This is a genomic window from Bradyrhizobium sp. (assembly GCF_035652035.1).
GTDB lineage: Bacteria > Pseudomonadota > Alphaproteobacteria > Rhizobiales > Xanthobacteraceae > Bradyrhizobium.
On sequence record NZ_DASREO010000099.1, the window covers coordinates 108,118 to 131,143 of the forward strand.

A 23,026-nucleotide genomic window follows, 5' to 3' on the forward strand; every position below is an offset into this window, starting at 1 on the left:
TTGCACAGGAGTTGGATGGAGCGTTGTTAAAAAGGTTCCTGAAAAATTACGCTAGCAAACGCTAAGCTTCGAAGCCGAGACGCTTCAACACGGCTTCGGTCAACCGTTCACATCGCTTGCCGGCAAATGGAAAGGCTTCCATCGCCACGGGACCGATCTTGCGCTCGACATTTTCACGCAGCATCGCGCGGGCGCGATGCAGTCGCGTCTTCACCGTCTCTGGCTTGAGGTCGAGAATCTCGGCGGTCTCCTCGACATTCATGCCTTCGACCACGCGCGTGATGAAGACGAGACGAAACGGCTCGGGAAGCTCGTCGATCGCGCGCTCGACGACATGCTGGATTTCGCGTTGAGCCATGGTCTTTTCCGGGTCGGCGGGAACAGAGAGGGGAAACTGGATGATCTGGGCTTCAATGGCGCCCGGCGGCAGCGACGCCAGTTCGACGCTCGGCCGCTGGCTGCGCAACCGGCCCAGGGCCTCGTTCATGGCGATGCGCGAGAGCCAGGTGGAAAGGCTCGAGTCGCCGCGAAAACTGTCGAGATGGGTGAAAGCCCGGACGTAGGTTTCCTGGACGACATCCTCGGCCTCTGCGTCGTTGCGCAGGATGCCGCGGGCGAGCCGGTACAGAAGGCGATTGTTGTCCTTGATGATGGCGCGGATCGCCGCCTCATCGCGGCCACGGGCGCGGGCAACGAGGTCGTCGGCTGGCGCTTGGGTCGTTTTCGATGTCTTTGCCTGGCGCATGGTGCAATCCCGGAACATGATTCTAGGGATTGGATGACGGATTTCCCAGAAGGTTCCCAAATTTTTGCGAACAAAAACGGCCGGCAAAAGCCGGCCGTTTGGTTAAAGCGCGGGTCGTTTGAAAAGTCGCCGCAAGCTGGTGACGCCGAGGTTTATCGCGCGTGGTTACGCTGTTTGTTCTCCCTCCGCTGCGAGGGGGAGGGTTAGGGTGGGGGTCGATTTATAGAGGAAGCTGCGACTAGAAAAGTGACCCCCTCCCGGCTCGCTTTAAGGCGCAAGGCGCGTTTTAGCTCGCCGACCTCCCCCCTTGCAGGGGGAGGTGAAGAAATCCAGCACTACTTCGCCGCCGTTACCATGATCTCGACGAGATATTCGGGCGCGGCGAGCTTGGCCTCGACGGTAGCACGCGCCGGCGTGTTGCCCGGTGAAACCCAGGCGTCCCATGCCGCGTTCATCTCGGCAAAGTTCTTCATGTCGGTGATGTAGATGTTGGTCGACAACAGCTTCGACTTGTCGGTGCCGGCCTTCGCCAGATGACCGTCGATGATCGACAGGATCTCCTGGGTCTGCTTGGTGACGCTTTCGCCCTTGGCCTTGTTGGCGACAACACCGGCCAGATAGACGGTATTGCCGTGGACGACGACCTGGCTCATGCGCGGTCCGGTATCGAAACGTTGAATGGTCATTTTGATCTCCCTTATTGATCTCTCTTGGAGTGACGCCGCCACTTAGCCCGTCGGAGCGCGCGCCGCTACGGTCTTGTTGCAGCGAAGACCTGCGTTTGGTGACTACAAAATAGCCTTCGCCGCCGCGCGCCCCGCATTGCGGCCCGAGAACAGGCAGCCGCCGAGGAACGTCCCTTCCAGGGCGCGATAACCGTGCATGCCGCCGCCGCCGAAGCCGGCTGCTTCGCCCACGGCATAGAGCCCGGGCATGATCTGGCCGTTCTGGCCGAACACGCGGGAATCCAGATCAGTCTCGAAACCACCGAGCGTCTTGCGGGTCAGGATGTTGAGCTTGACCGCGATCAGCGGGCCATGCGCGGGGTCGAGAATCCGGTGGAGGGCCGCAGTGCGGATCAGGCGATCGCCGATATAGCGGCGCGCATTGTGGATGTTGATGATCTGGGTGTCCTTGGCGTAGGCGTTGCCGGTCTCGCGGTCGCGCGCCTCGATCTGGGCCTTGATCGAATCGAGCTTCAAAAGGTCGTTGCCGGCGAGCGCATTCATGGCGCTGACGAGGTCAGCCAGGTTGTCGCGCACGATGAAGTCCGCGCCATTTTTCTTGAAGGCCTCGACCGGCGCCGGCGCGCCCTTGTTGGTGGCGCGGCGCGCGGTCATCACCCAGCTCCTGCCGGTGAGATCCGGATTCTGCTCGGAGCCGGAGAGCGCGAATTCCTTCTTGATGATGCTCTGGGTCAGGATGAACCACGAATAGTCGTGGCCGGTGGAAAGGATGTATTCCAGTTGGCCGAGCGTGTCGGAACCGGGAAAGAGCGGCGAGGGCAGCCGCTTGCCGGTCGCGTCGAACCACATCGACGACGGCCCGGGCAGAATGCGGATGCCGTGAAGCGGCCAGATCGGCGACCAGTTTCTGATGCCCTCGACATAATGCCACATGCGATCGCGGTTGATCAGCCGCGCGCCTGACTTCTCCATGATGCCGATCATGCGGCCGTCGACATGGTCGGGCACCCCGGAGATCATATTTGCCGGCGGCTTGCCCAGCCGCGACGGCCAGTTTTGTCGTACCAACTCGTGGTTGCCGCCGATGCCGCCGGACGCGACGATCACCGCCTGCGCGCGCAGCGTGAATTCGCCGATCGCTTTCCGTGAACTGCTCATGCCGCGCGCGACCGGATCGCCTTCGAGGATCGCGCCGCTGACGCCATCAACCGCGCCGTTCGTCATCGTCAGCGTGTCGACGCGGTGGCGGAATTTGAATGTGAGCGTGCCTTCATTTTCCGCCGCGCGGGCGCGCCGCTCGAACGGCTCGACGATGCCGGGGCCGGTGCCCCAGGTGACATGAAACCGCGGTACGGAATTGCCGTGGCCCATGGCGTCATAGCCGCCGCGTTCGGCCCACCCGACCACCGGAAAAATACGGTGGCCCATCGCCCGCAACCAGCTCCGTTTCTCGCCGGCCGCGAAAGCGAGATAGGCCTCCGCCCAGCGCCGCGGCCAGAGGTCTTCGTCACGGTCGAAGCCGGCGGTGCCCATCCAATCCTGATGCGCCAGCTCGTAATTATCCTTGATTCCCAACCGCCTCTGCTCGGGCGAATCGATCAGGAACAGTCCGCCGAACGACCAGAAGGCTTGTCCGCCAAGGCTTTGCTCGCCTTCCTGGTCGACCACGGTGACGCGCTTGCCGGCGGCCGCGATCTCGGTTGCAGCGACGAGGCCGGCCAGTCCTGCGCCCACCACGATGACGTCCGATTCGCCTGCCATCGCGTTTCCTCAATTTGCTGGAATGAGTGAAGCCCGTGGTCGCCCGGATGGTCAATGGCCAACCGAAATGATGAATGGTCAATGGGCCGCTGGCCTACCGGCGTTCACCGAAAGTCTTGTTCCGGTTCGGGATATTGCCGGGAAGGGTGCAGCGCCTCGGCAACACTCGCTCTGAATTTGGTTTGAACTGTGCTGACCATCTGGACAAAATAGCCAACTCGAAACACGCTCTGTCGCAACGCATCACCTACCGCCGCAGACTTCTGAAGTCCGGCAGGTTGAACTGGGGCCGGACAAAATGAAATTCATGCTGGGGCTGCTCGCTGCGGTTGTTCTGCTGGCGAGCGTGGGGACGAGCCATGCGGTGGTGCGGATCGGCGAGGACCGCGGCGGGCGGATCGGCACCTATGTCGACAAGTACCAGGAAGTGCGCACGTCCGGCGAGATGGTCATCATCGACGGTCTCTGCGCATCGGCCTGCACCATCGTTCTCGGCGCCATTCCCCATGACAAGATTTGCGTGACCTCGCACGCCGCGCTCGGCTTCCACGCGGCCTGGGATCTCGACGATGACGGTCACGCCATCACCAATCCCGAAGCCACCCACATGCTCTATTCGATGTATCCGTCGCCGGTGAAGAAGTGGATCAACCAGCGCGGCGGCTTGACCTCGCGGATGATCTATCTGCGCGGCAAGGAGCTGACGAACATGTACCACCCGTGCTTCCTCGATGCCCGGGCATCGACGGCGCATTAACATCGCCTTCGGGCGTTATTCCATCAGCATGACGTGATTGCGACCGCGGTCCCGGCGCTTGCCGGGGCCGCGGCCAGGCTTTATCTGAACCAATGAGACCCCGGCGGCAGGGCCGTCGGTGGTCTTTCAGGCAGATGGGCCGATGGCGCAGCTAATTTCCACGCCGCAGGGTTTTCGGCGGACTTCCGGGCCCGCCCGGCTCGCGCGTGCGCTGGTCGTGGGCGGCGTGACACTCGGCGTCCTGCTTCTGCTCGCCGCAGCCGTGCTGTGGTTCACTTACGGAAGCGCGGTCTTCTTCGAGATGATCGCTTCCGGCTTCGCCGCTTGTTTCTAGGAATTTGTGATCATGGATCGGACCGCCCGCCCGCTGGTCGTCATTGGAGCGTTTTCGGTAAGCCTCGTCGTCGGGCTTGTCCTGATGCTGTGGGCGATGGGCGGCCTTCGCCATGTCGCGGCGCCGGCCGCGATCGGGGGGCCGTTCCAGCTCACCGACCAGACCGGTCAGACCGTCACCGAGAAAGCCATGCTGGGCCACCCCACGCTGGTCTTCTTCGGCTTCACCCATTGTCCCGACGTCTGTCCGACCACGCTGTTCGAGATGTCGGAAGTGTTGAAGGCGATGGGCAAGGATGCCGATCGCGTCAACGCCTACTACATTTCGGTTGACCCAGAACGGGACACCCAGGCTGCGATGAAGGAATATCTGTCGAGCTTCGATCCGCGCCTGCGGGGCCTCACCGGCTCGAGCGAAGAGATCGCGAAGGTGCTGTCCGAATACCGGGTCTACGCCAAGAAGGTTCCGCTCAAGGACGGCGACTACACCATGGACCATACGGCGCTGATCTATTTGATGGACCGCGACGGCAAGTTCGTTGCCCCCTTCAACATCAATCGTAAGCCTGAGGAAGCCGCCACCGACCTCAAGCGTTATCTTTGACTTAAGGTATCGCCGGGCGGCGGATGGGTCTATAAGGCCCCCGATTTTCCAGAAAATCGGCTGATGATGCAGGCGAACCAGACACGTTTTGGCGGACGGACCTTGAAGGCGCTTCGGCTTTTTGCGGCCGCGGCCGCCTTGACGTTCGCGGGCGGTCTGGCCCACGCGCAGATCGAAAAGCCGTCAACCCCGACACCCGGTGCTGCCAAGCCCAGCCAATCGGTGCCGAAGCCGGTGGCCGAGCCTGGCCCGCAGGCGGTGCCGGGCTTTTGGGACCCGCGGCGGCGGCCGGACCGGCCGGATCTGTCGCGCCTTTCTGTGATCCGGTTCTTGACCGAGACCGATTATCCACCGTTCAACTTCACCGGCCCCGACGGCAATCCAGCCGGCTTCAATGTCGATCTGGCGCGGATGATCTGCGACGAGATCAAGGTCACCTGCACCATCCAGATGCGGCGCTTCGAGACGCTGGTCGATGCGATCACGAGCAACCGGGGCGATGCCATCATCGCCTCGCTTGCGGTGACGCCGCAGCTGCGCGCGAAGCTCGATTTCAGCGATCCCTATTACCGCGCGCCTGCGCGCTTCGTGTCGCGGAAGGATTCGGTGATGCGCGAGGTGCGCCCCGAATTTCTCGAGGGGCGCAAGGTCGGCGTCATCGGCGGCACCTCGCACGAGGCGTATCTGAAGGCGATGTTCACGGATGCGGAATTACACGCCTATCCGAACGACGAGACGCTGCGAACCGCGCTGCGGCGCGGCGAGGTCGACTTTATTTTTGGCGATGCGATCTCGCTCGCCTTCTGGATCAACGGCACAGACTCGGGCGACTGCTGCGTTTTCTCGGGCGGGCCTTTTGTCGAAAGCCGCTACTTCGGCGAGGGCGTCGGGATCGCCGTGCGCAAGGGCAATGACCTGTTGCGTCAGGCCATGAACTGGGCGCTGTTCCGGCTCTGGGAAAAAGGCCGCTATACCGATCTTTGGCTGCGCTATTTCTCGGTCAGCCCGTTTTGAGTATTTGACTCCGTCATTCCGGGATGGTCCGAAGGACCAGACCCGGAATCTCGAGATTCCGGGTTCGATGCTGCGCATCGCCCCGGAATGACGTTTATAATGATGAATTGAGCACTTCCTCGGAGATCCTTCCCAAATATGTCCGTCAACAATCTCAGCCCCAGCGACCTGCGTGCGGTCGCCGAACAATCCAACGCCTGGCCGTTCGAGCAGGCGAAAGCGATCGTGGCGCGGCTGAAAAAGAAACCGAAAGATGAAGTGCTGTTCGAGACCGGTTACGGTCCGTCGGGGCTGCCGCATATCGGCACCTTCGGTGAGGTCGCGCGCACCACCATGGTGCGTCACGCCTTCCGCGTGCTGACCGAAGACAAGATCAAGACCCGCCTGCTGGCGTTTTCCGACGACATGGACGGCCTGCGCAAGGTGCCGGACAATGTGCCGAACAAGGAGCTGCTTGAAGCCAATCTCGGCAAGCCGCTGACGAGAGTGCCGGACCCGTTCGGCACGCATCCGAGTTTCGGCGCGCACAACAATGCGCGGCTGCGTGCCTTTCTCGATACGTTCGGCTTCGACTACGAGTTCGCCTCTTCGACCGACTACTACACGTCCGGAAAATTCGACGCGACGCTTCTGAAGATGCTGGAGCGGATCGAGAAGGTGATGGCGATCATGCTGCCGTCATTGCGCGAAGAGCGCGCAGCGAGCTATTCGCCGTTCTTGCCGATCTGTCCGCGCACCGGGGCCGTGCTGTATGTGCCGATCACGGCGCATGACAGCAAGGCCGGCACGATCTCCTACGACGATCCCGAGACGAAAGAGCACGTCACGCTTCCTGTCACTGGCGGGCACTGCAAATTGCAGTGGAAGCCGGACTGGGCGATGCGCTGGGCCGCGCTCGGCGTCGACTATGAAATGGCCGGCAAGGACCTGATCGATTCGGTCAAGCTCTCCGGCAAGATTTGCGCGGCGCTCGACGGCGCGCCGCCGGAAGGCTTCAACTACGAACTCTTCCTGGACGAGAAGGGCCAGAAGATTTCGAAGTCGAAGGGCAACGGGCTCACCATCGACGAATGGCTGCGTTACGCCTCGCCGGAATCGCTGTCGTTGTTCATGTATCGCGAGCCGAAGGCGGCCAAGCGCCTCTACTTCGACGTGATCCCGCGCAACGTCGACGACTATCAACAATTCCTCGAAGGATTTCCGCGTCAGGATGCGCGTCAGCAGCTCGGCAATCCGGTCTGGCACATCCATGCCGGCCATCCGCCGAAGGCCGATATGCCGGTCACGTTCCAGTTGTTGCTGACGCTGGTGTCGTCCTCGAATGCCGAGAACGCCTCGACGCTGTGGGGCTTCATCGGCCGCTACCGGCCGGGTGTGACGCCGCAAACGCATCCAAAACTCGATGCGATGGTCGGCTACGCCATCAACTACTATCGCGACTTCGTGGCGCCGACCAAGAAATTCCGCGAACCGACGGACGGCGAGCGCGCGGCGCTATCGGACCTGCGCGATGCGCTCGCGAATATGTCCACGGAGTCGACGGCCGAGGATATCCAGAATGTCGTCTACGAAATCGGCCGCCGCGAGCCATTCCTCGATCCCGTGAAGAAGGGCAAGGACGGCCGGCCGGGCGTCTCGCTCGACTGGTTCAACATGCTCTATCAGGTGCTGCTCGGGCAGGAAAAAGGCCCGCGCTTCGGCTCGTTCGTCGCGGTCTATGGCCTTGCGAATGCGGTCGCGATGATCGACGGCGCGCTGGCAAGGTCGGCTTAAGTAATTCGTCGTCCCGGCCAAGCGAAGCGCGAGCCGGGATCCATAACCACAAGCAGTCGTTGTTGCGACGACAGCGACCACCTAATCACGATACGGAAAGATTCCGCGGTATGGGTCCCGGCGTTCGCCGCGACGACATCGACTAATGCCGTGGCAGTGCAGGCCCATCACTTGCTGCGCGCGCCAGCGTGAGCAGCATCTTGAGCAGCGGCGTCGGCACGCGATGCCGTTCAGCCAGCTCGACCACCGCGCCCGTCAGCGCGTCGATCTCGAGCGGGCGGCCGGCAAGGCGATCGAAATACATCGAGGAGCCGGCGTCGGGCGGGATAGCAGTGAGCCTTGCCATCGTCTGCGCGGCCTCGTCAGTCGCAAGCCGCGCGCCATCGGCGCGTCCGACCGTGACTGCCTCTTCCAGCAGTGCCAGGCAAAGCGCTGCAACGTCCTCGCGCCGGAACACCGCATTCCGCTGCAGCGTGAGTGCGGAGACGGGATTGGCAACCGCGTTGACCAAAAGCTTTCGCCACGCCAGCGTCTTGAAGTCGCCGCTCAAGAGGGTTCGCAGCATCGTGCCGTCGAATAGCGCCGCGAACGCCTGTCCATCGGTGTCGTCGGCCACGGCGAAGTCGTATTCGCTACCGCGGCGGTAGCGAACGCGATCGGGCGCCAGCCGCTCGCTGTTGTAATAGACGATGGTCGGGATCACGGTCGCGCGGCCTGTGAACGGCGCGAGGTTTTCGGCATGCCCGATGCCATTTTGCAGCGCTGCGACCCGCGTCGCCGGACCGCACAGCCGTTGCAGCCAGGGTGCGCTCGCTGCCGTGTCCTGCACCTTGGTGCAGAGCAGAACCCAATCCTGCGGCTGCGCTTCGTGCGGATCGGTCAGGGCGGGAAGCGGGGATTCGATCGTGCCGCCGGCGCACTCGACAGTCATTCGCGCGATCGGGCGCCTGACGCAGGCCACGATGTCGTGCCGCCCGGCCGCACCAAGCATGCCCGCGACCACGCCGCCGATGCTGCCGAGCCCAATGACGGCAATGCGCTGGCGTTTCGAATTGGCGGCTGGTGGCGGCATGCAGGCCTCGTTCGGATTTCACTGCAAATTACCCGCTGAATTGGTGCGGCGCCACGCCTAACCTGTCATGCGCGGGCTTGACCCGCGCATCCATCCTACTTTGCAAGAGAGCTCTTCATTTTTGATGGATGGCCGGGTCACGCCCGGCCATGACGCGCGGGTGAAATCGCGCTAGGGTTGCCTCAAACAACAGACATTCAGGGAGTTGCTCATGCAGTTCAGGGTTTCGCCGGAAACGGTTTCCGACACCAGCGCCGAGCAGTGGCAGGCACGGCTCGATCTGGCGGCCGCGCATCGGCTGGCCTTCATGCAAGGTTTTTCCGAGGGCATTTTCAACCACCTGACCTTCGTGGTGCCGGGGCAAAGCGACCGCTACTACCAAATCCCGTTCGGCACGCATTGGTCGGAAGTCACGGCCTCCTGCTTCATGGAAGTCGGCATCGACGACGGCAAGGTCAAGCGCGGCGAGGGCGACGTCGAGCGCTCCTGCTATTGCATCCACGCGCCGATCCACAAGGCGCTGCCGCAGGCCAAGGCGGTGTTCCACACCCACATGCCGTTTGCGAGCGCGCTGACGCGGCTGGAAGATCCGCGCATCAAGGAGATCGGGCAGACCGAGACCGGCATGGCCGGCAAGATCGCCTATGACGACGAATACACGGGTCCGGCCTTCGATCCGGCCGAGGGCGAGCGGCTGGCGAAGGTCATCGGCGACAAGACCATCCTGTTCATGGCCAATCACGGCATCTCGACGGTCGGGGAAACCATCGCGGCCGCCTATGACAAGCTCTACTATATCGAGCGCGCCGCCCAGGTGCAGATCTATGCGATGTGGACGGGGCAGCCGTTGAAAAAGCTCCCGGAACCTGTTGTGGAGAAGACCCAGCAGGAGATGCGCGGCAATAGCTATTACACCGGCTTGTCGCCCGCAGAGCGGCATTTCGCGGCGCTCAAGCGCATGCTCGACCGAAAGGAACCGGACTACGCGACGTAGGGCAGTTGCCTGACAGCGTGGACCGCGCGGCTGACCGGCTTGAAATTTGCCGCCGTCCCTGCGAAAGCAAACCGGTATTTCGTCTATTCAAACAGCTGAGCCGCGCCGATACGGCGCGGCCAGGGGGAATAAATCCTTCGTGCGCAAGATCTACAAGATCTGCCCGGCTTCGGCCTGGCGCGAGGCGGAGCGGCAGGGTGTGTTCAGGGGCAGCCCCGTCGATCTCCGTGACGGCTTCATTCATTTTTCGACGGCTTCGCAGGTGGAAGAGACCGCGCGAAAGCACTTTGCTGGCCAGACCGGCCTTTTTTTGATCGCGGTCGATTCCGACGCGCTGGGCGATGCGCTGAAGTGGGAGCCCTCGCGCAACGACGAGCTGTTTCCGCATCTCTATGGCGAACTCGATCTCGGCGCCGTTACGGCCATCCTTTCGATGCGCGCGCGCTCCGACGGCTTTCACGACATCCCGGAGCTCGAGCCGTGATCCGCGCCTTCGACGCTCTGTCGCTGCCGCTGCTCCGCTGGCTCGATCCGGAGGATGCGCACAAGCTGGCCGTGCACGGGTTGAAATTGCTGCCGCCGATGCGGCCGCGCTCCGACGATCCAAAGCTTGCGGTACGGGCGTTCGGGCTGAATTTCCCGAATCCTGTCGGCATGGCGGCGGGCTTCGACAAGAACGGCGAGGTGGCGGACGCGGTGCTGCGCCTCGGCTTTGGCTTTGTCGAGGTCGGAACGGTGACGCCGAGGCCGCAAGGCGGCAATCCGCGGCCGCGCATTTTCCGTCTCGAACGCGATGAAGGCGTCATCAATCGCCTCGGCTTCAATGGCGACGGTGCGGAGGTCGTGCTGCGGCGGCTTGCGGCGCGCGCCCATCTCGGCGGCATTGTCGGCGTCAACATCGGCGCCAACAAGGATTCCGCCGATCGCAACGACGACTATGTGAAGCTGATCGAAACCTTCGCGCCGGTCGCAAGCTATTTCACCGTCAACGTGTCCTCGCCCAATACGCCGGGCCTGCGCAGCCTGCAGCAGGCGAACGCGCTCGACGAGCTTTTGGCGCGGGTGATCGACGCCCGGGAGCGGGTACGCAAGAACGCGGGCGATTCGCCGATCCTCCTGAAGATTGCGCCCGATCTCAGCCTCGCCGAGCTCGACGACGTCGTTCATATCGCCCGCTCGCGCCGCGCCGACGGCATGATCGTCACCAATACGACGCTCGGACGGCCCTCGACCTTGCGCGAACAAAGTCGCGCCAAGGAGTCGGGCGGGCTATCAGGCCGGCCGCTGTTCCGGCTGTCGACGCGGATGGTGGCGGAGACCTATGTGCGCACCGAGGGCGCGTTTCCGCTCATCGGCGTCGGCGGCATCGATTCCGGCGGCGGCGCGCTCACCAAGATCCGCGCCGGCGCGAGCCTGATCCAGCTTTACTCGGCGCTGGTCTACAAGGGCCTCGGCCTCGTCGAAGACATCAAGCGCGATCTGTCCTCGACGCTGCTCCGCACGGGCCGCGACTCGTTGTCGGAAATCGTCGGCGCCGACGCGGCCACCATCACGGCCGAGGACTGGCCGGTTGGCTAGGGCGCATCGTGGGCGCCATAGGTCGACAGCACCATGCGGTCCGAATTCCGGTACGTAAACACGTTGGTCGCTGCAGCGATCACCAACGCTATCATCGCCCCGTTCTTGCCACCTATCAGGTAGCATGAAGAGCGCTGTGAGGCCTGCCAGCGGAATTGGGTCCGCAGGTCGTTCGGTCACGCGCCCCTGCGCGGCTGCTGAGCGCGGCGTCCCAAGGCTATGTGCTGCGAGCGTCGCAATCGCAACTCCTTGATCCAGGTCAAGCCGCTGGAGCAAAATAGTCGCGGTAGTTTGCGAGACCGGGGCGACCATGCGATCATCGGCGGGTGACATTGGACGGAAAAGGAACGCCAATGAATTCCACAGCGAACACAAGGGATGACCTGATCGCGCGCGCCGACGAACAGATTGCAAGTGCCTACGAAAAACTTGCGCGCGTCGATGAACAGATTGCGCGCATGTCTGCGCAACCTTCGACAAGCGGGCACGACGCCACAAACGATCCTCCGGTCGTTCCCGCCTCGCAGCCACCGCACGGGAAGCCCGAGCGGCGGCGGCTCATCGTCCTGCTGCCGGCGGCGTGCGCCGTCGGCATCGTGGTTGCCGTCATTTTGCAATCGTCTCATGGCCGCGTGGCACTGCTCGGTGCCCAATCGCCGACGCAGCTCGTTTCAACCTCATCCTCGCGATCGAATGCCCCGCCGCCTGCACAGCCCGATCCACCGGCCGTTCAATTGAGCGCTGCAGAGGCAGCCCCGCCGCAAGCAGCATCATCGCTCAACACTGGAGCGCAGGACGCCGCCACGGCGGCAACGGTTTCAGAGCTGACGCAGTTGCTGCAAAAGATGACGGGCGATATCGCAAATCTGGAGCGGGCGATAGAACAGCTCAAGGCGAAGCAGGACCAAATGGCCAGCGACAATGGAAAAGCCATCGAGCAACTCAAGGCGAAGCAGGAAGACGCGGCGCGCCAGCTCGCCAGGATTTCCGAACAGAGCGCGTTGGCGAGGTCGTCACCGCCTTCGGCAGGACCGACCCAAGCGCCGCAAGCCAAAATGCGGCCGCAGCCGCCCCCGCCGCACAGGAACCACCCGGCGAGGTGGTGGTACTACGATGACGAATGGTAATCGCGGCAAAACGCAGCAGATCGTTGAAGTCGGACTTGGCGTCGGATTCCCCAGGCCTGAGTACATGCACTAGATCGCAACCACGAGCCCGTCGCTGGCGGCTTCATAGGGCAGACCGCCCAGCCGTTCGAGCATGTCGTCGCTCATATGGGTCAGGATCAGCCGCTTCGGCTTGATCTCCGCAAGCCGCGCCTCCAGCGCCTTCAGGCTGAGATGGTTCTTGACCGGCCTGTCGTAGGTATACGTCTCGGCGATGAACAGATCGGCGTCACGGCCGAGCGGGATCAATGATTCCGTCCATTCGGTATCCGCCGTATAGGCGATGGTGCGGCCTTCCGCCTCGATCCTGTAGCCCAGGAACGGACCGCCGGAGTCGCCGTGCACGACCGCAAACGGCGTGACGCTCACGTCGCCGAAGCGAGCGGCTTTGTCAGGCGACAGCGAAACGACGTTGAGGTCGAAACGCTGTTTGGTCTTCAACGAATTTTCAAACAGCGCTTCCATCACCTGGGTGAGCCGCATCGCGATGCCTTCAGGGCCGGCGATCGTCAGCGGGCGGGTTCTCCGGCCAAATTGCGCGTCGAGCAGCAGGAACGGCAGGCCGGCAAAATGGTCGCCGTGGAAATGCGTGATCAGAACGAGATCGATATCGTTGCGGCTAACGCCTTGGCCTTTGAGCGCCGGCAGCGACGACGCGCCGCAATCGATCAGGACATTGGTGCGCGCGCCGGTTAAGTGAAAGCATGTGTTGAACCTGCCGCCGGAGCCGAACGCGTCGCCGCTGCCAACGAAACGCAACTGCATAAGTCTTTACCTTTAGTGGTCCGATTCCAACATTCGCATCCCTTCTCAGCGGCCACTTTGCGAATGTTGGAATCAAAGGACCACTAGCAGATATAAATTTCTAGTGGAGTTTAGGATTTGACATTCGCTTCCCGGACTCGTGGCTAGGTGGATAGCGAATGTCAAATCCACTCCACTAGGCGGGGACAGGGACCGCAATCGGCGCGAATGACGCACGCAGATTGGCGGGATAGCGCAGCGCCTGTAAGCCCCCGCGCGAAGCGTAGAGTACCAGCATGGCGATCCAGAGGCCGGTATTGCCGAGCCCGCGCAGCGCAAACCAGGTGGCCAGGAAGCAAAGCAGCGACAGGATCATCAGGTTGCGCATCTCGCGCGCCCAGGTCGCGCCGATGAAGATGCCGTCATAGCCGAAGGCAAATACCGCTGGAAGCGGCGAGACCACCACAAACCAGAGATATTCCTGCGCAGTCTGCTGCACATTGTCGTTGGCCGTCATGATGTGGATCAGCGCGGGGCCGAACAGTGCAAACACGATTGCGACCGCGACAGCAAAGCCAAATCCCCATGACAGCACCAGCCGCACGGCGTCGGAGAACGAGGTGCGGTCTCGCGCGCCATAGGCCTGCCCGCAGAGTTGCTGAGCGGCATTGGCAAGACCGTCGAGAAAGAAGGCGCTGATCAGCAGGAAATTGTTCAAAACCGCATTGGCGGCGAGAACGACGTCGCCGGCGCGCGCGCCTTGCGCGGTGAAGAAGAGCAGCGCGGCGATCAGCGCCGCGGTGCGGATCATGATGTCGCGATTGACGCTAAGCATGCGCCACAGCTTGGCGCGGTCGAGCAGCACCACGCGCGGCACATTGAGCGGCTGATGCATGATGGTGCGCGCAACCGCGACGCCGAGCACAAGCCCGACCGTCTCGGCGATGACAGCCGCAACCGCGGCGCCCTCGATTCCCGCATTCATGCCGGTCACGAGCGCCAGCGTTGCCGCCATGTTGACGACGTTGATGACGATCTGGATGACGAGCGCGAGTCCGGCGCGCGCCTGCCCGATCAGCCAGCCGAGCACGACGAAATTGGCCAGCACGATCGGCGCCGACCAGATGCGGATCGCGAAATAGGCCCGCGCGGCGCGCGTCACGCCTGCGCTGCCGCCCATCGCGTCGAGCAGGATCACGCCGAGCGGAATCTGGAGGATGATCAGGCCAAGGCCGATCAGTGCGGCGATGGCGAGGCCGCGCACCAGCAGGGCGCGGATTTCCTCGGTTTCGTCAGCGCCGAGCGCCTGCGCCGTGAAGGCAACCGTGCCCGTGCGCAGAAACGAGAACAGCCAGAACAGGCAGTCGAAAACCACCGACGTGATGGCGACGCCGCCGAGCAACGTAGCATCGCCGAGCCGCCCGATGGCAATCGTCGAGACAACGCCGATCAGGGGCGTCGTCAGGTTGGCGACCATCGCGGGACCCGCGATGGCGAACACCCGCGCGCTCGTCACTTTCGAATTCACGGAAGATCAGCCCGCTTGTTACCTTCCGCGCGGCGTGCCGAACAGCCGCATCAACAGCCAGACCGGAATCACGATCACGGCGCCGAGCAGGAAGTAGCGCCACAGCCAGTTGATCGCATCGAAGCCGAGATCCCAGATGCGCCGAAACAGCAGTTCAATGCTGCGCAAAATATTCCAGGGATCGAAGCCGATTGCGGCGAGCACGACGCCGACCAGGATCGACAGCAGGATCAGGCGGAACGCCACGGCCAAAGGCGAGCCCCCCAGAAAGCGGTACAGGGCGTCGTTATTCGACGGCAAGGGTCTCGTCTCGTTCTGCATGGATCGTCTCCGCGGCTGCGATCTATATTCTAAAGCATGACCAGCAAGGCTGGGAACACGTTTTCCTTAATCTTTCGATTGCAATTTTTTAATCCGCCCCGGATTCGGCGGGCTCCGATGTCGCCGAGCTCTTCAACAGCCGCTCCAGCGTCTCGAGCCGGTCGGCTTCGCGCGGCGGCTTGTCCCAGCGCAGGCGATTGATGCGCGGAAACCGCATCGCGACGCCGGATTTATGCCGGGTCGAGCGTTGCAAGCCTTCAAACGCGACTTCCAGCACCAGCCCCAGGTCGGGCTCATGCACGACATGCCGCACGGGACCGAATTTTTCGACTGTGTTGCGGCGAACGAAGCGGTCGATTTGCAACAACTCTTCGTCGGTGAATCCGAAATAGGCCTTGCCGACCGGAACGAGCTGCGCGTTGCCGTCCTCGCCGGTCCAGACCCCGAAGGTATAATCGGAATAATACGACGAGCGCTTGCCATGGCCGCGCTGGGCATACATCAAGACGGCATCGATGATGTGCGGATCGCGCTTCCACTTCCACCACTGGCCCCTGGGGCGTCCCGGCAGATAGAGCGCATCGCGGCGCTTGAGCATCACGCCTTCGACGGCTTCGGCATCCGCACCGGCGCCCGCGGCTGAGGGATCGCGACGCGCCGACGTCAACGCTTCCCAACTGTCAAAGGCAATCGTGGGTGAAAGGTCGACTTTGGGATCGCCGAGTTTCGCGACGAAGACTTCAAGCCGCTCGCGGCGTTCGGCAAAGCTGAGTTCGCGCAGATCGGCCTCGTCGTCGGCCAACAGGTCGTAGGCGCGCAGGTGGATCGGATAATCCTTGATCAGTTTTGTCGAGACGACTTTGCGATTGAGGCGCTGTTGCAGCACGTTGAAACTCTGCACGCGGCCTTCACGCACCACCAGCAGTTCGCCATCGATCGCGCCCGGCAAATGCAGCGAGGGCAACATATCCGGAAAGCTTTTGGTGATGTCCTCGCCCGTGCGCGAATAAAGCCGGGTCACGAGATGACCTTCAGGGCCGCGGCCGCTGACCGCCTGGACGCGAATGCCGTCCCACTTCCATTCCGCGATGTAGTCGTCCGGGTTCAGAGCGGCGAAGTCCGTATCCTCGATCGCGTGCGCCAGCATCACCGGACGGAACGGCGCCGGATCGCGATTGACCGGCTTGTCGCCGCGGCCTTCCAGCCAGGCGAACAGATCGAGATAGGGCGGGGTGAGGCCGGGCCAGAGCAATTCGATCTCGTGGGCATCCTTGTCGCCTAGCGCGGCCGCCGCGGTCTTGGCGAGCCGCGCGGAAATGCCGATGCGCATTGCGCCGGTCACGAGTTTCAACAGCGCCCAGCGGCCCGTTTCATCAAGGTCATCGAGCCAGCGCGAGAGTTTTCTCGGCATTTCGGTCTTCCCGAGCGTGCGCAGCGTGGTGACGACTTCGCTCAAGGTCGGCGGCGGCGGGTTGTTGTGGAGTCGATCCTCGACGTTCTTCGGCCACATCAGCGCGACCGTCTCCGAGAGATCGCCGACATAGTCATATGAGAGCGCGAACAGCATGGGGTCGGTGCGCTCGGCAATCAGATCGCGGATCAGGCCGGGCTTGGCGTGCTTGAACGACAGCGCGCCGGTCAGCGCCGCGAGCGCGTAGCCGCGATCGGGATCTTCCACGGATCGAAAATAGTTCGTGATCAGGCGCAGCTTGTTGTTGCGGCCGGGCTCGTAAGCGAGGCGATCCAGCAGTTCTGCGAACCGGTTCATGCGGTATCGCCTTCCGCGACCGCCACGTCGCCTTCGCCGCTGTCCTCGTCGCCATAGCCGACGAGATCGAGCGGGCGAGCGCTAAGCCCTTGCGTCTTGCACCAATGCACCAGCGCATCTTCCTGGCCGTGGGTGACCCAGATTTCGCGTGCTGCCGTCGCCTTGATGGTCGCGGTCAGGCCGTCCCAGTCGGCGTGGTCGGAAATGACGAGCGGGAGTTCGACGCCGCCCTGGCGGGCGCGAGCGCGTACCCGCATCCAGCCCGAGGCAAAGGCGGTGACGGGATCGGGAAATCGCCGCGTCCAGACGTCTGATGTTGCCGACGGCGGCGCCAGTGTGATGGTGCCGGCGAGATCGGCCTTCTTCATGCCTTTGACGGCGCTGATTTCGCCGAGATCGACGCCGCGGCTTTGATAGTAGTGCGTGATCTTTTCCATCGCGCCATGCAGATAGATCGGCGCGTCGTAACCGGCTTGGCGCAACAGCGCGATCACGCGCTGCGCCTTGCCGAGCGAATAGGCGCCGACCAGGTGCGCGCGCTCCGGAAACAGCGCCGCCGAGGAAAGCAGTTTCTTGACTTCATCCGCCGCATCACCGTGACGAAATACAGGAAGTCCGAATGTCGCCTCGGTGATGAAGACATCGCAGGGCACGACCTCGAACGGCGTGCAGGTCGGGTCGGGCGCATCCTTGTAATCCCCGGAGGCGACGATCCTGGTGCCGCCGCTCGTCACCGCAATCTGCGCCGACCCCAGCACATGTCCGGCCGGGTGGAATTTGATGGTGACGTCGCCGAGCCGCAGTTCCTCGCCATAGCGAACCGCTTGGGTCGTGCGGGCAAAGTTCTCGCCATAACGCAGCCGCATCATGTCGAGCGTCTCCTGCGTCGCGAGTACCGCGCCGTGGCCGGCGCGGGCATGATCGGAATGGCCGTGGGTGATCACGGCGCGCTCCACGGGCCGCACCGGATCGATATGGAAGCCGCCCACCTTGCAGGCGAGGCCGGCCGGTTGCGGCGTCAGGATGTCTTGCGGGCGCATGGTGTTTATATAGGCTGACAGGACATTCGTTCGAGTCCCGCCTTTTGCCCCCGCAACCCGAATCGGCCCTGACATGCCCGCGCGCCTGTTTCTGTCCTCCGGCGATCTGACCGCCGACCGCCGCTACGAATTTGCGCGCGACCTGCAGCTCAGGGGCGACCTGCCGGCGGCGGCCGATTTGCTCGAGCAGGCGATCGAGCTCGCGCCCGGCTTTGTCTCGGCCTGGTTCACGCTGGGCGAGATTCGCCAGCAACTCGGCGAGCGCGATGCGGCGATCGCCGCGTTCAGGAAGGCTCGCGATGCCGATCGCCAGGATCCGCACGGCGCCAGCCTGAAGCTGATGCGGCTTGGCGCAGAAGAACTGGCGGCGATGCCGCCGGCCTATGTGCGCACGCTGTTCGACCAATACGCGCCGCGGTTCGATCGTGCGCTGATCGACGATCTCGACTATCGCGGACCGTCGGTGCTGTTCAAGGCGGTGCTGACGGCGCGTCATGCAGCGAAGAAGCCCGCGTTCTTCAAGCGCGCGATCGACCTCGGCTGCGGCACTGGTCTGGCGGCAAACGCCTTCGCGAAAGAGGTCGATCATTTCACCGGCATTGATCTGTCGCCCGGCATGATCGAGAAGGCGAGAGAGACCGGGCTTTACGGCGAGCTTGAAGTTGGCGACATGCTGGAAGGCTTGCGGGCGAAGCCTGACGCTTGCGCCGATCTCGTCCTCGCTGCGGACGCCATGGTCTATGTCGCCGATCTCGTTCCCGTGCTGACGGAAATCCGCCGCGTGCTCGCGAGCGGCGGCCTTCTGGCGTTCACACTGGAGCGCAACGCCGGTGAGGGCGTCATGATCGGCGAGGGCCTGCGCTATGCCCATAGCCCGCAATACGTCCGCGCTTCGCTGGCAAATTCGGGCCTGGCGCTGTCGCAGCTCGAGGAACAATCGTTCCGCACCGAGAGCAACATGCCGGTGCCGGGCCTCGTCGCGGTCGCGGCCAAGCCGTAATATGACGCCGTGACCTCAGCTCAACCAGATCTGTTTACCCACGCCTTGTTACCCGACAATTTTCTGCGCTGGTTCACCTCGCGCGGCTGGTCGCCGCGGGAGCATCAATTGGCGCTGTTGGAAAAGGCGCGCGAGGATCGCCCCGCGCTTCTGATCGCGCCGACCGGCGCCGGCAAGACGCTTGCGGGATTCTTGCCGACGCTGGTGGAGCTTTCCGGCGGCGGTACGTTCGCCTCCACCGGCCGCAGTGTGACGCGCAGCCGCGGCCTGCACACGCTTTACATCTCGCCACTGAAAGCGCTCGCGGTCGATATCGCCCGCAATCTGGAAACGCCGATCGCCGAGATGGGTCTGCCAATCAAGGTCGAGACCCGTACCGGCGATACGCCGGTGTCGCGGCGGCAGCGGCAGCGCCGTTATCCGCCGGATATTCTGCTCACGACGCCCGAACAGCTCGCGCTGCTGTTATCCTCGGACGATGCGCCGTTTCTGTTTTCCTCGCTGCGCCGCATTGTGCTCGACGAACTGCATGCGCTGGTGACCTCCAAGCGCGGCGACTTGTTATCGCTCGGGCTAGCACGGCTGTGGCGTCTGGCGCCGCAGATCCGCGCCATCGGACTATCGGCGACGGTTGCCGAGCCCGAGCAACTGTCGCGGTTCCTGGTGCCGCAACAGGGCCGCAAGCACCAGTCCGCCGACGTTGTCGTAGCCGGCGGGGCGGCCGCGCCTGAAGTCGAGATGCTGGACAGCCGCGAGCAGGTACCCTGGGCCGGACATTCCGCGCGCCACGCGCTGGCGGAAATCTACGACCTCATCAAGCGCAACAAGACCTCGCTCGTCTTCGTCAACACCCGCAGCCAGGCCGAGATGCTGTTCCAGGATCTTTGGCGGATGAACGATGACGGCCTCGCGATCGCGCTGCATCACGGCTCGCTCGACGTCGCCCAGCGCCGCAAGGTCGAGGACGCCATGACCAAAGGCAGACTGCGCGGCGTGGTCTGCACCTCGTCGCTCGATTTGGGCGTCGACTGGGGCGATGTCGACCTCGTCATCAATGTCGGCGCGCCCAAGGGTGCGTCACGGCTGATGCAGCGGATCGGCCGCGCCAACCACCGCCTCGATGAACCTTCGCGCGCGGTGCTGGTGCCGGCGAATCGTTTTGAAGTGCTGGAATGCGCCGTCGCCATCGATGCGGTCAGTGAGAACGCGCAGGATACGCCGCCGCTGCGCACCGGCGCGCTCGACGTGCTGGCGCAGCACGTCCTGGGCTGCGCCTGCGGCGAGCCGTTTCTGTCCGATCAACTCTACGACGAGGTGCGCACCGCCGCGCCCTATGCCGAGCTCAGCCGCGTCGACTTCGACGACGTGGTCGATTTCGTCGCGACTGGCGGTTATGCGCTGAAGACCTATGAGCGGTTTGCGCGCATCAAGCAGGACAAGAATGGCCGCTGGCGTGTGACGAACCCGAAGGTGCGGCAGAGCTACCGCCTCAATGTCGGCACCATCGTCGAGGAGCCAATGCTCAAAGTGCGCCTGGTGCGTTCGCGCGCCGGCGGCTCGGGCTCGACCGGCGTGATCGCGCGCGGCGGCCGCATGTTGGGAGAGATCGAGGAATATTTCATTGAGGGCCTCTCGGTCGGTGACACCTTCGTGTTCGGCGGCGAAGTCGTGCGCTACGAGGCGCTCATGGAAGACCAGGTCTATGTCTCCCGCGCCAACGACTCGGATCCGAAAGTGCCGTCCTACATGGGCGGCAAGTTTCCGCTATCGACTTATCTCGCCGAACGGGTGCGCAAGCTGCTGGCGGACAAGCGGGCGTGGAAGGGGCTTCCCGAGCAGGTGCGCGAATGGCTATCGCTGCAGGCGCATTTTTCGCGCGTGCCGGATACGCGCGAGCTGGTCGTCGAGACCTTCCCGCGCGGCAACAAGCACTACCTCGTCTGCTATCCCTTCGAGGGGCGTCTCGCGCATCAGACGCTCGGCATGCTGTTGACGCGACGGCTCGAGCGCGCCCGGGCGCGGCCGCTCGGCTTTGTCGCCAATGAATATGCGCTCGCGATCTGGGGGCTCGGCGATGCCTCGTCGATGATCCGGCAGGGGCGGCTCGATCTCAACGCGCTGTTCGATCCCGACATGCTGGGCGATGATCTCGAAGCGTGGCTTGCCGAATCGGCGCTGATGAAGCGCTTGTTCCGCACCTGCGCGCTGATTTCCGGCCTGATCGCGCGGCGCTTCACCGATGAGGAGAAGACCCGCCGTCAGGTACTGTTCTCGACCGATTTGATCTACGACGTCCTGCGCAAGCATCAGGCCGATCACGTGCTGCTCCGCGCCGCCCGCGCCGATGCGGCCGCGGGCTTGCTCGATATCGGCCGATTGGGTGATATGCTCACGCGAATTCGGGGACGAATCACTCATCGGGAACTCGACCGTGTTTCGCCGCTGGCGGTGCCGGTGATGCTGGAAATCGGCCGCGAAGCAGTTTATGGCGAAGCGGCCGACGAACTCCTGGCGGAAGCCGCCGAAGAGCTGGTCAAAGAAGCGACGGGGTAGACTTTGAACGCAGGCGGCGAATGTCTCGACAACGAAAACGCGGCGGCATCCGCGGCCAACCTCGATGTTGCCGGCGTGACGCTGTCGGCTGATCTTTCCGGCGCGCTGTTCTGGAAAGAGCAGAGCCTGCTGGTCGTGTCCGACCTGCATCTCGAAAAGGGATCGAGTTTTGCCGCGCGCGGCGTTTTGCTGCCGCCTTATGATACGGTCGCGACGCTCAGCCGGCTGGCTGCTGCCATCTCCCGCCATCATCCAAGGACCGTGATTGCGCTCGGCGACAGTTTTCACGACCGCACCGCCCATGAACGCCTGTCCTTAGCCGACCGCGAGGCGCTCGCGGCATTACAGGCGCGGCGCGACTGGATCTGGATTTCCGGCAATCACGATCCGGCGTTGCCCTCCGATCTCGGCGGCATCGTTGCGAGCGAAGTCGCGATCGGTCCGATCGTGTTCCGCCACGAGCCGACCGGTGCCGTGGGCGAAATCGCAGGCCACCTTCATCCCAAGGCACGCGTTGCGACACGGGCGCGCTGGCTGGAGCGGCGTTGTTTTGCCAGCGACGGCGAGCGCGTCGTGATGCCGGCCTTCGGCGCCTATGCCGGGGGGCTCAGCATTCGCGACGAGGCGTTTGCGAAGATCTTTTCCGCTGGCGGCTTCATGGCGCATGTGCTCGGCGATATCCGCCTGCACACCATCGCCGCCTCGCGCTGTTATTGATTGGCCTCATTGAAGCCGTGTGTTTCATGGCACGGCGTGGAGCTTTTCCAGACGAACCAATTGTCTTCGGATTTAAAACCGCAAACACGGGCCGTTTCATCGTACCGCAGCTTCATTCGTCTGCGATGATCTTCGATTGAGTCTTGAGAGCGCGGAATGCCGTTTGGACCGAGATCCGGCCAACGATAGGTATACAGCCTCTCTGCCTTGGCCAGGCAAACCTGGTCGAAGTTTGCCGCTTGCGCAAACGCGATGCAGGATTTCAGAAGGAGCTGGGGCCAGACCTTGAATTTGCGCGGAAATGCAACGGATTTTCCGCCCTGCAGTTGTTTGATGTACAGAGCATTATTCTCGATGTACAACGACATGCCGCAGGCTTCTTTTCGGTTGCCCTCGTTGTCGTGACAGATGATCACCACAACGATCGGTGCATCCCAATGGATGTCGTCCTTGGTGCGCAAAGGGCCGACGGCCTTGCGCAACTCCAGCCGCCGCTCGACGATCCATCCCTTCGAATCTGAAAATCTGCCGTCAATGGCAGCCATCAACCCGTCGAGGCGTTTGCGGTGATAGCGTGCCCGCAGATAGCGCAAGAAAAATCGGGAATGTCTGAATACTTTCGCCAGCCGCGTTCGGTCGGTTTCGAAAGTGACCCGCGAGCCAAGGTCGACGGCGCGACCGTCGTGAAGGCATGACTGGTCATCGTCGGTAGCCGCCAATCCATAGGGAACGCCTCCCTTGACGCTCATCGCCAGCGCTTCTGCGAGCGCCTAGCATCGCCCGTAAAACGTCCGATAGTTGCCAGAGTTCCTCCATCGTATTGACGCGTTGACTTGTGGAACGACGGTTTCCAACGCGTGTTTTGGAATTGG

At 63.1% G+C, this 23,026-nt stretch carries 22 protein-coding genes and 1 pseudogene; 12 read left to right on the top strand and 11 right to left on the bottom strand.

Annotation, left to right across the window (positions count from 1 at the left end; genetic code table 11):
• Positions 1-61: 61 nt before the first annotated feature.
• From VFB05_RS28050 to VFB05_RS28060, 3 genes are all read right to left on the bottom strand, one after another.
• On the bottom strand, positions 62-745 hold the full coding sequence (locus VFB05_RS28050; RefSeq protein ID WP_325018587.1) for an RNA polymerase sigma factor: 684 nt from the start codon (positions 743-745) through the stop codon (positions 62-64).
• A 335-nt stretch (positions 746-1,080) separates the two neighbouring features.
• Positions 1,081-1,431 (bottom strand): RidA family protein, encoded by a 351-nt coding sequence (locus VFB05_RS28055; RefSeq protein ID WP_325018589.1) that lies wholly within the window; start codon positions 1,429-1,431, stop codon positions 1,081-1,083.
• Positions 1,432-1,533: 102 nt separating this feature from the next.
• Positions 1,534-3,192: an FAD-binding dehydrogenase gene (locus tag VFB05_RS28060; RefSeq protein ID WP_325018590.1), complete on the bottom strand. Its 1,659-nt coding sequence runs from the start codon at positions 3,190-3,192 to the stop codon at positions 1,534-1,536.
• A gap of 298 nt (positions 3,193-3,490) precedes the next feature.
• On the opposite strand from VFB05_RS28060, the gene VFB05_RS28065 reads away from it, so the two are divergent.
• The 5 genes from VFB05_RS28065 to VFB05_RS28085 all read left to right on the top strand — a co-directional run bounded on the left by VFB05_RS28065 (position 3,491) and on the right by VFB05_RS28085 (position 7,673).
• Entirely contained in the window at positions 3,491-3,949 is a 459-nt protein-coding gene (locus VFB05_RS28065; protein ID WP_325018593.1) for a hypothetical protein, read from the top strand.
• 142 nt (positions 3,950-4,091) lie between these two features.
• On the top strand, positions 4,092-4,283 hold the full coding sequence (locus VFB05_RS28070) for a hypothetical protein (RefSeq protein WP_325018595.1): 192 nt from the start codon (positions 4,092-4,094) through the stop codon (positions 4,281-4,283).
• 12 nt (positions 4,284-4,295) lie between these two features.
• Positions 4,296-4,886 carry an SCO family protein gene (locus tag VFB05_RS28075; RefSeq protein ID WP_325018597.1) on the top strand — a complete coding sequence of 197 codons (591 nt, stop codon included), beginning with the start codon at positions 4,296-4,298 and terminating at the stop codon, positions 4,884-4,886.
• Between the two features lie 138 nt (positions 4,887-5,024).
• Positions 5,025-5,900, top strand: a complete 876-nt coding sequence (locus VFB05_RS28080) for a transporter substrate-binding domain-containing protein (RefSeq protein ID WP_414643333.1) — start codon at positions 5,025-5,027, stop codon at positions 5,898-5,900.
• 138 nt (positions 5,901-6,038) lie between these two features.
• Entirely contained in the window at positions 6,039-7,673 is a 1,635-nt protein-coding gene (locus tag VFB05_RS28085; RefSeq protein WP_325018601.1) for a lysine--tRNA ligase, read from the top strand.
• Between the two features lie 142 nt (positions 7,674-7,815).
• On the opposite strand, the gene VFB05_RS28090 is transcribed toward VFB05_RS28085, so the two are convergent.
• On the bottom strand, positions 7,816-8,745 hold the full coding sequence (locus tag VFB05_RS28090) for a 2-dehydropantoate 2-reductase (protein WP_325018603.1): 930 nt from the start codon (positions 8,743-8,745) through the stop codon (positions 7,816-7,818).
• Between the two features lie 211 nt (positions 8,746-8,956).
• Here VFB05_RS28090 and VFB05_RS28095 point away from each other — a divergent pair, with 211 nt between their 5' ends.
• From VFB05_RS28095 to VFB05_RS28105, 3 genes are all read left to right on the top strand, one after another.
• Positions 8,957-9,739 (top strand): class II aldolase/adducin family protein, encoded by a 783-nt coding sequence (locus VFB05_RS28095; RefSeq protein ID WP_325018605.1) that lies wholly within the window; start codon positions 8,957-8,959, stop codon positions 9,737-9,739.
• A gap of 139 nt (positions 9,740-9,878) precedes the next feature.
• Positions 9,879-10,223 carry a DUF952 domain-containing protein gene (locus VFB05_RS28100; RefSeq protein WP_325018607.1) on the top strand — a complete coding sequence of 115 codons (345 nt, stop codon included), beginning with the start codon at positions 9,879-9,881 and terminating at the stop codon, positions 10,221-10,223.
• A complete protein-coding gene (locus VFB05_RS28105; protein WP_325018609.1) occupies positions 10,220-11,317 on the top strand; it encodes a quinone-dependent dihydroorotate dehydrogenase in 1,098 nt (365 codons plus the stop codon). The genes VFB05_RS28100 and VFB05_RS28105 overlap by 4 nt, the downstream gene beginning before the upstream one ends.
• Before the next feature lie 5 nt (positions 11,318-11,322).
• Here the strand turns inward: VFB05_RS28105 and VFB05_RS28110 are convergent.
• Positions 11,323-11,443: pseudogene (locus tag VFB05_RS28110) on the bottom strand (protease HtpX); the annotation flags it as partial.
• A 227-nt stretch (positions 11,444-11,670) separates the two neighbouring features.
• Between VFB05_RS28110 and VFB05_RS28115 the strand changes: the two are divergent.
• Positions 11,671-12,444, top strand: coding sequence for a hypothetical protein (locus VFB05_RS28115; RefSeq protein WP_325018611.1), 774 nt, complete (start codon positions 11,671-11,673; stop codon positions 12,442-12,444).
• A 69-nt stretch (positions 12,445-12,513) separates the two neighbouring features.
• Here VFB05_RS28115 and VFB05_RS28120 read toward each other — a convergent pair whose 3' ends face one another.
• From VFB05_RS28120 to VFB05_RS28140, 5 genes are all read right to left on the bottom strand, one after another.
• Positions 12,514-13,248 carry an MBL fold metallo-hydrolase gene (locus VFB05_RS28120; RefSeq protein ID WP_325018613.1) on the bottom strand — a complete coding sequence of 245 codons (735 nt, stop codon included), beginning with the start codon at positions 13,246-13,248 and terminating at the stop codon, positions 12,514-12,516.
• Between the two features lie 175 nt (positions 13,249-13,423).
• Entirely contained in the window at positions 13,424-14,704 is a 1,281-nt protein-coding gene (locus VFB05_RS28125) for an MATE family efflux transporter (protein WP_325018703.1), read from the bottom strand.
• A gap of 69 nt (positions 14,705-14,773) precedes the next feature.
• Positions 14,774-15,076, bottom strand: coding sequence for a DUF6460 domain-containing protein (locus VFB05_RS28130; protein WP_325018615.1), 303 nt, complete (start codon positions 15,074-15,076; stop codon positions 14,774-14,776).
• Positions 15,077-15,164: 88 nt separating this feature from the next.
• Positions 15,165-16,844, bottom strand: coding sequence for a cisplatin damage response ATP-dependent DNA ligase (locus tag VFB05_RS28135; protein WP_325018617.1), 1,680 nt, complete (start codon positions 16,842-16,844; stop codon positions 15,165-15,167).
• Positions 16,841-17,884: a ligase-associated DNA damage response exonuclease gene (locus VFB05_RS28140; RefSeq protein WP_325018619.1), complete on the bottom strand. Its 1,044-nt coding sequence runs from the start codon at positions 17,882-17,884 to the stop codon at positions 16,841-16,843. The genes VFB05_RS28135 and VFB05_RS28140 overlap by 4 nt, the downstream gene beginning before the upstream one ends.
• 73 nt (positions 17,885-17,957) lie before the next feature.
• Here VFB05_RS28140 and VFB05_RS28145 point away from each other — a divergent pair, with 73 nt between their 5' ends.
• The 3 genes from VFB05_RS28145 to pdeM all read left to right on the top strand — a co-directional run bounded on the left by VFB05_RS28145 (position 17,958) and on the right by pdeM (position 22,154).
• Entirely contained in the window at positions 17,958-18,884 is a 927-nt protein-coding gene (locus tag VFB05_RS28145) for a class I SAM-dependent DNA methyltransferase (protein WP_325018620.1), read from the top strand.
• A 9-nt stretch (positions 18,885-18,893) separates the two neighbouring features.
• A complete protein-coding gene (locus VFB05_RS28150) occupies positions 18,894-21,437 on the top strand; it encodes a ligase-associated DNA damage response DEXH box helicase (protein WP_325018622.1) in 2,544 nt (847 codons plus the stop codon).
• A 75-nt stretch (positions 21,438-21,512) separates the two neighbouring features.
• Positions 21,513-22,154 carry a ligase-associated DNA damage response endonuclease PdeM gene (pdeM, locus tag VFB05_RS28155; RefSeq protein ID WP_325018706.1) on the top strand — a complete coding sequence of 214 codons (642 nt, stop codon included), beginning with the start codon at positions 21,513-21,515 and terminating at the stop codon, positions 22,152-22,154.
• Here the strand turns inward: pdeM and VFB05_RS28160 are convergent.
• The gene (locus VFB05_RS28160) at positions 22,148-22,903 is read right to left on the bottom strand and encodes a hypothetical protein (protein ID WP_325018624.1); all 756 of its coding nucleotides are present in this window, start codon (positions 22,901-22,903) and stop codon (positions 22,148-22,150) included. The two genes, pdeM and VFB05_RS28160, sit on opposite strands and share 7 nt — an antisense overlap.
• Positions 22,904-23,026 lie beyond the last annotated feature (123 nt).

Bases quoted from the DNA above. Each gene is read 5' to 3' on its own strand.
- VFB05_RS28085 (WP_325018601.1), top strand. From the start codon at position 6,039: ATGTCCGTCAACAATCTCAGCCCCAGCGACCTGCGTGCGGTCGCCGAA.
- VFB05_RS28135 (WP_325018617.1), bottom strand. From the start codon at position 16,844: ATGAACCGGTTCGCAGAACTGCTGGATCGCCTCGCTTACGAGCCCGGC.
- VFB05_RS28075 (WP_325018597.1), top strand. From the start codon at position 4,296: ATGGATCGGACCGCCCGCCCGCTGGTCGTCATTGGAGCGTTTTCGGTA.
- VFB05_RS28140 (WP_325018619.1), bottom strand. From the start codon at position 17,884: ATGCGCCCGCAAGACATCCTGACGCCGCAACCGGCCGGCCTCGCCTGC.
- VFB05_RS28120 (WP_325018613.1), bottom strand. From the start codon at position 13,248: ATGCAGTTGCGTTTCGTTGGCAGCGGCGACGCGTTCGGCTCCGGCGGC.
- VFB05_RS28065 (WP_325018593.1), top strand. From the start codon at position 3,491: ATGAAATTCATGCTGGGGCTGCTCGCTGCGGTTGTTCTGCTGGCGAGC.
- VFB05_RS28145 (WP_325018620.1), top strand. From the start codon at position 17,958: ATGCCCGCGCGCCTGTTTCTGTCCTCCGGCGATCTGACCGCCGACCGC.
- VFB05_RS28055 (WP_325018589.1), bottom strand. From the start codon at position 1,431: ATGACCATTCAACGTTTCGATACCGGACCGCGCATGAGCCAGGTCGTC.
- VFB05_RS28060 (WP_325018590.1), bottom strand. From the start codon at position 3,192: ATGGCAGGCGAATCGGACGTCATCGTGGTGGGCGCAGGACTGGCCGGC.
- VFB05_RS28090 (WP_325018603.1), bottom strand. From the start codon at position 8,745: ATGCCGCCACCAGCCGCCAATTCGAAACGCCAGCGCATTGCCGTCATT.
- VFB05_RS28095 (WP_325018605.1), top strand. From the start codon at position 8,957: ATGCAGTTCAGGGTTTCGCCGGAAACGGTTTCCGACACCAGCGCCGAG.
- VFB05_RS28115 (WP_325018611.1), top strand. From the start codon at position 11,671: ATGAATTCCACAGCGAACACAAGGGATGACCTGATCGCGCGCGCCGAC.
- VFB05_RS28070 (WP_325018595.1), top strand. From the start codon at position 4,092: ATGGCGCAGCTAATTTCCACGCCGCAGGGTTTTCGGCGGACTTCCGGG.
- VFB05_RS28125 (WP_325018703.1), bottom strand. From the start codon at position 14,704: ATGGTCGCCAACCTGACGACGCCCCTGATCGGCGTTGTCTCGACGATT.
- VFB05_RS28160 (WP_325018624.1), bottom strand. From the start codon at position 22,903: ATGAGCGTCAAGGGAGGCGTTCCCTATGGATTGGCGGCTACCGACGAT.
- VFB05_RS28050 (WP_325018587.1), bottom strand. From the start codon at position 745: ATGCGCCAGGCAAAGACATCGAAAACGACCCAAGCGCCAGCCGACGAC.
- VFB05_RS28130 (WP_325018615.1), bottom strand. From the start codon at position 15,076: ATGCAGAACGAGACGAGACCCTTGCCGTCGAATAACGACGCCCTGTAC.